Raw genomic sequence first — 6046 nt, forward strand, 5'->3', positions numbered from 1 at the left:
CCGGCCGGTCTGGTCCGCGCCGTCGCCGAGGCGACCGGGGCCCGGCCCGGCACCGTCCTGACCGGCTCCACCGTCACCGGCACCGCGGAACGCGCCGCGCTGCTGCGCGCACGCCACCCGGGTGCCCTGGCCGAGGCGATGGAGGGCTTCGGCGTCGCCGAGGCCGCCGCCGCGCACGGCGTGCCGGTGCTGGAACTGCGCGCGGTCTCCAACCCGGTCGGCCCGCGCGACCGTGCCGCCTGGCGCATCGGCGAGGCCCTCGCGGCCCTGACGGACGCCTTCGGGAAGCTCTCCCCCGCCCTCACGAGTTGGAACCGACATGACGACTGAGCCCTTGCAGATCGCGTACTCCCCCTGCCCGAACGACACCTTCGTCTTCGACGCCCTGGCCCACGGCCGGGTCCCGGGCGCCCCCGCCCTCGACGTGACCTTCGCGGACATCGACGTCACCAACGGCATGGCCGAGCGCGGCGAGTTCGACGTGCTGAAGGTGTCGTACGCCGTGCTGCCGTACGTCCTGGACGACTGGGCCCTGCTGCCGTGCGGCGGTGCGCTGGGCCGGGGCTGCGGTCCGCTGGTGCTGACCCGGGAGGCGGGCGCGGACCTGCGCGGACGCACGGTGGCGGTGCCCAGCGAGACCTCGACGGCGTACCTGCTCTTCCGCCTCTGGGCGGCGGACACCGTGCCCGGCGGAGTCGGCGAGATCGTGATCATGCCCTTCCACGAGATCATGCCGGCCGTGCGGGACGGGAAGGTCGACGCGGGACTGGTGATCCACGAGGCGCGCTTCACGTACCAGAACTACGGGCTGCACAAGCTCGCCGACATGGGTGAGCACTGGGAGCGGACGACCGGGCTGCCGATCCCGCTCGGCGCGATCATCGCGAAGCGCTCGCTGGGCGCCGAGGCGCTCAACGGCCTCGCCGACGCCGTCCGCCGCTCGGTCCGCGCGGCCTGGGACGACCCGGAGGCGTCCCGGCCGTACGTCATGGAGCACGCCCAGGAGATGGACCCGGCCGTCGCGGACCAGCACATCGGGCTGTACGTCAACGAGTTCACCGCCGACCTAGGCGAGGACGGCTACGCGGCGATCCGGGGCCTGCTGACCCGCGCGGCGGCCGAGGGACTCGTACCGGCCCTCGGCCCGGACGCGCTGGCGTTCCCGTAACGGGGCGCCCCTGGCGGGACGGCGGTCAGACGTCGAGCTGGTCCGCGACCGCGCGGAGCAGCCCGGCGATCTTCTTGCCCGCCGTCTTCTCGGGGTAGCGGCCGCGCTCCAGCATCGGCGTGATGTTCTCCAGGAGCGTCGTCAGGTCCTGCACGATGGAGGCCAGCTCGTCCGGCTTCTTGCGCTGCGCGGCCGCGACCGAGGGGGCCGGGTCGAGGAGGGCGAGCGACAGGGCCTGGTCGCCGCGCTGTCCGGCGACGACACCGAACTCGACGCGCTGCCCCGGCTTCAGGCTCTCGACTCCGGCGGGGAGGACCGAGGAATGGACGAAGACGTCACCGCCGTCGTCGCGGGAGAGAAAGCCGAAGCCCTTCTCGCTGTTGAACCACTTGACCTTGCCGGTAGGCACGTCTGTCCTCGTCCTCGTACTCGTCGGAAAACTGCTCGGAAACATGCTCGGAAACGGCTCTTGATAGCACTTGGGCGGGTCGTCCTGACCCGCCGGTACCAAGGCTAATGGTCTTCGACCCGGTGACAAGACGTCCCCGGGTCGTTCTCCAGGCCTGGGAACTACCCTGGTCGGGTGCGTGAACAAACCCAAACGAATTCCGCCGCGCCCGGTGACCGGCTGGTCCGCGCCGGTGCGATCGTCTTCTTCGTCGGCGCCGTGGCCACTCTGGTCACGGTGACCCCGCTGCTGCTGGACACGACGCCGTTTCCCACCTACATGTTCGGACTGAGCATGCTGATGGGAGTGGGCTTCCTGGTCGCCGGTGCCGGAGTGCTCCGGTCGATCGCCGCCGGGCGGCGTCAGGCGCGCGCCGCGTCGAGTCCCGCGGCGTCGCCCTCGCCGTCCCGGTAGGCCGCGAGCCACGCCGGGAACCGGGTGAGGTCGGCGAGGACCACGTCGGCACCGGCCGCGCGCAGTTCCCCGGCGTCGCACGGCCCGCTGGCCACGGCCACCGAGCGGGCACCGGCGGCGCGGGCTCCGCGTACGTCGCCGACGTGGTCGCCGACGTAGACGTCCGCGTCGTGCTCGCGCAGCGCGACGGCCTTCTGCTCGGCCCACAGACCGCCGATCACGGCGTCCGGCTCGATGCCGAGGTGCGCCAGGTGCAGCTTGGCGTTCGGCTCGTACTTGGCGGTGACGACGACGGCCCGCCCGCCGGCCTCGCGGACGGCGGCGACGGCCTCGCGGGCGCCGGGCAGCGCGAGCGTCGGCTCGATCGCGTACGCCGGGTAGATCTCCCGGTAGAGGTCGGCGACGGCCTCGATCTCCCCGGCCGGGAACCAGTTCGCCAGCTCCTCGGCCAGCGGCGGCCCGAGCCGGGTGACGGCCAGGTCGGCGTCGACGTACGTCCCGGTGCGCGCGCTCAGCTCGAGGTAGCAGGCACGGATGCCGGGCCGCGAGTCGATCAGCGTCATGTCGAGGTCGAAGCCGACGGTGGGCGCGGGGCGGGTGGTGGAAGCCATGGCCCCCATTGTGCCGGGCCCGCGGCGGCCGCCCACGGGCCCCCGGGCCGGCCCCGGACGGCCGCCTCGCCGCGCCGGCTGTGCGCTGCCCCGCGAGGCCGCACGGGCGGCGACCTCGCGGTCAGCCGCTGGGGCGGCGGGAGCGCCAGAGGAGGTAGAGGGCGGTGGCCACGGCGGCGGTGCGCAGCACCCAGGGCCAGGTTTCGGCGATCGCGTCGTTCATGTGGCCCTCGGCGACCGGGTCGCCCCAGCGGCCCTCGGTGCGGCCCCACAGCCAGCCGGCGCCCGCGGCGACGACCGTGCCGGGCAGGCCCAGGACGGCCCACTTCGACTGGGCCGGGGTCAGCCGGCGGGAGAGGTAGGCGATCAGCCAGCCCAGGCCGAGGGGGACCAGGTTGCCGAGCACGGCACCGACGATCAGCAGGGCCGCGGCGAACAGCAGCAGCGGGTTGTTCCAGCCGCCCTCGGGCCACGGGCGGCGCAGGCGGCGGGCCCTGCTCTCCCCCGCTGTCCCGGCCGCCGGGTCGTCGGCCTCCACCAGGGCCGCGGCCCCGGGGGCCGTCTCGGTGGGGGCGTTCTTCCCGTCCGCCTCGTCCGCCGGGCCCGGCGGACGCCTGAGCAGCTCCGGGATCTCCACGCCGCCGACGAACCCGGGCACGCTGTCGCCGAGGCCCCCGCCGGCGAAGGGGCCGTCGTCGACGCGCCACCAGTCGGGTTGGCCGTCGCCGACGTCCCCCAGTTCCCGCGCGCTCGCCAGGTGGGGCGGGGAGGCGGCCGGACGCGCGGCAGGGGGTTCGGGTGCGGGGCGCCGCCGGCCCTTGCGCCGCTCGGTGTCGCGCGGCTCGGTCTCCCGCTGCTCGGGCACGGCGGTGGGCGACGGCGCCGCCTGCTGCCGTACGCCGCTCGTGCCGCCCGCCGCGGTGACGATGTCGTCGGGGTCGCCGAGCCGGTCCAGGATGCGGCGGACCGCGGCGGGGCTGTCCACGGTGGTCTTCGCCCGGTGCCGGTCGATCTCGTTGCGCAGCTCCGACACCAGCCGCATCCGGGTGGCCGACGGCAGCTGCCGCTGCTGGGCCACGTCGCCGACGCGGCTCAGATACTCGAAGACGACCTGGTCGCTCTCGATCCCCACGTTCCCCTCCGGGGCGGTGCGTCGCGGTATCCGTCGGACGACGGTACCGAATCTTCCCCGTCCGGCCGACGGCACCGCACCGTCGCACGCGCACCCCCGTCGTCCGACCCACCCGCTAACGTGGACCGGATGAGCACCGAGGAGAAGTCCGCGGCCCCCCGGTCCCTGGCGGAAGCGCTCCGCGTCAGGGACGACGTCTCGCTGGCCGCCCTCCTGCGCAGCCGTCCCGACCTCATCACCCCCGTGCCCACCGACCTCACCCAGCTCGCCGCCCGCGCCGGCACCCGCGCCTCCGTCGTGCGGGCGCTGGAGCGGCTGGACCGGTTCACGCTGCAGACGGCCGAGGCGCTGGCCGTGGCGCCGGACCCGGCGTCGTACGGCGAACTGCTCGCCCTGATGGGCGGTGACGAGGAGGACCCGGCCGTCGCCGCCGCGCTGCCCCGGGCCGCCGCCCTGCTGCGCGAACAGGCGCTGGTGTGGGGCGCCGACGACCGGCTGCGGCTCGTGCGCACCGCCCGCGAGCTGCTCGCGCCCTCCCCGCAGCATCCGTCCCCGACGGGACTCGGCCCCACCGTGCGGGAGGCGACGGCGGGGATGTCCCCGGGCCGGATCCAGGAGATCCTCGGCGCCGTCGGCCTGCCCTCGACCCACGACTCCGTCTCCGCCGTGTCCGCGCTCGCCGCCCTGTTCTCCGACCGGAGACGCATGTCGGCGCTCCTGGCCGAACTGCCCGAGGAGTCCCGGGAGGTGCTGGACCGGCTGGTGTGGGGGCCGCCGTACGGCCAGGTCACCCACGACCCCGCCGCGCACCTGCGCGCGCTCCTGGGCCGCGGCCTGCTGCTGCCGACCGCGCCCGGCACGGTCGTCCTGCCCCGCGAGGTCGCCCTGCACCTGCGCGCGGGCCGCGCGCACCGCGTGCCCGAGCCGGTGCCGCCGCCGGTGGAGGCGGCCGCCACGCACCGTCCACAGGTTGTGGACGCCACCGCGGCCGGACAGGCGCTGGCGGCGCTGGCGACCGTCGACGAGCTGCTGAAGGAGTGGGACGAGGGCGGCCCGACGGTGCTGCGGGCCGGCGGCCTGAGCGTGCGCGACCTGAAGCGGACCGCCGTCGCCCTGGACCTGCCCGAGCCGGTCGCCGCGTTCTGGGTCGAGCTGGCCTACGGCGCCGGTCTGATCGCCTCCGACGGCGAGGCTGACGAGCGGTACGCGGCGACCCCGGCGTACGACGAGTGGCGCGAGCTGCCGCCCGCCGAGCGCTGGGCACGGCTCGCGGGGACGTGGCTGACGGCGACCCGGACGCCGGGCGTGGTCGGCGGACGGGACGCGAAGGACCGCACGCTCTCGGCGCTGGGCCCCAACCTGGACCGTTCGGCGGCGCCGGAGGTGCGGCACCGGGTGCTGGCCCTGTTGGCAGGACTGCCCGAGGGGGCCTCGCCGGTCGAGGAGTCGCTGCTGGCCCGGCTGCGCTGGGAGCGCCCGCTGCGCGGCCCGCAGCGGGAGCACCGGGAGCACCGGGAGCCGGGGAAGGCGCGGGACGACGATCTGCGGAGCCGGATCGCCCGGTGGACGCTGTCCGAGGCCGAGCTGCTGGGCGTCACCGGGCGCGGCGCGCTGGCGGCACCGGGGCGGGCCCTGATCGGCGCGCCCGAGGCACCCCGTCCGGCGGCGGAGGAGGCGGGGGAGCCTAAGGGTCCGGGCGACAAGCTCCCCGTCCACCACCACCGCACGCCCCCGGTGACCGCTCCCCCGACCCCCGCCGAACGGGCCGCGGCCACCGCGACCGCCGCCCGGCTGCTCGCGCCGCTCTTCCCCGAACCGCTGGATCACGTGCTGCTCCAGGCCGACCTGACGGCGGTGGCGCCGGGCCCGCTGGAGCGGGAGCTGGCCGACGTGCTGGGGGTGCTCGCGGATGTGGAGTCCAAGGGCGGGGCGACCGTCTACCGGTTCACGCCGGGTTCGGTACGCCGTGCGCTGGACGCCGGGCGGAGCGCCGCCGACCTGCACGCGTTCCTCGCCCGGCACTCCCGTACGCCGGTGCCGCAGCCCCTGACGTACCTGATCGACGACGTGGCCCGGCGGCACGGGCGGCTGCGGGTGGGCGCGGCCTCGGCGTACGTGCGCTGCGACGACGACGCGACGCTGGACGAGATCCTCGCCGACAAGCGGGCCGCCGGTCTCGGCCTGCGCCGTCTGGCGCCCACCGTGCTGGCCGCGCAGGCCGACCCGGCGGCGCTGCTCGACGGGCTGCGCGCGATCGGGTTCGCGCCGGCCGC

General features: G+C 75.9%; 7 protein-coding genes. 4 read left to right on the forward strand and 3 right to left on the reverse strand.

Annotated elements, in window-relative coordinates; translation table 11 throughout:
- Both BZZ08_RS37940 and BZZ08_RS37945 read left to right on the forward strand, forming a co-directional pair.
- A partial coding sequence (locus BZZ08_RS37940; protein WP_446750297.1) for a phosphorylase family protein occupies positions 1–330 on the forward strand: 330 nt, incomplete at its 5' end.
- Positions 320–1168: a 1,4-dihydroxy-6-naphthoate synthase gene (locus tag BZZ08_RS37945; RefSeq protein ID WP_104636675.1), complete on the forward strand. Its 849-nt coding sequence runs from the start codon at positions 320–322 to the stop codon at positions 1166–1168. The genes BZZ08_RS37940 and BZZ08_RS37945, both read left to right, overlap by 11 nt.
- Before the next feature lie 25 nt (positions 1169–1193).
- On the opposite strand, the gene BZZ08_RS39905 is transcribed toward BZZ08_RS37945, so the two are convergent.
- A complete protein-coding gene (locus BZZ08_RS39905) occupies positions 1194–1577 on the reverse strand; it encodes a cold-shock protein (protein ID WP_003974650.1) in 384 nt (127 codons plus the stop codon).
- Positions 1578–1751: 174 nt separating this feature from the next.
- On the opposite strand from BZZ08_RS39905, the gene BZZ08_RS37955 reads away from it, so the two are divergent.
- A complete protein-coding gene (locus tag BZZ08_RS37955) occupies positions 1752–2030 on the forward strand; it encodes a hypothetical protein (protein WP_104636676.1) in 279 nt (92 codons plus the stop codon).
- On the opposite strand, the gene BZZ08_RS37960 is transcribed toward BZZ08_RS37955, so the two are convergent.
- Both BZZ08_RS37960 and BZZ08_RS37965 read right to left on the reverse strand, forming a co-directional pair.
- On the reverse strand, positions 1979–2641 hold the full coding sequence (locus BZZ08_RS37960) for an HAD family hydrolase (RefSeq protein ID WP_104636677.1): 663 nt from the start codon (positions 2639–2641) through the stop codon (positions 1979–1981). The two genes, BZZ08_RS37955 and BZZ08_RS37960, sit on opposite strands and share 52 nt — an antisense overlap.
- Positions 2642–2762: 121 nt before the next feature.
- Positions 2763–3773 carry a hypothetical protein gene (locus BZZ08_RS37965; protein ID WP_241965665.1) on the reverse strand — a complete coding sequence of 337 codons (1011 nt, stop codon included), beginning with the start codon at positions 3771–3773 and terminating at the stop codon, positions 2763–2765.
- Between the two features lie 129 nt (positions 3774–3902).
- On the opposite strand from BZZ08_RS37965, the gene BZZ08_RS37970 reads away from it, so the two are divergent.
- Positions 3903–6046, forward strand: a 2144-nt coding sequence (locus BZZ08_RS37970) for a helicase-associated domain-containing protein (RefSeq protein WP_104636678.1), incomplete at its 3' end; no start/stop codon positions are given.

Origin of the sequence: Streptomyces sp. MH60, from assembly GCF_002939385.1 — a bacterium.
Lineage (GTDB): Bacteria > Actinomycetota > Actinomycetes > Streptomycetales > Streptomycetaceae > Streptomyces.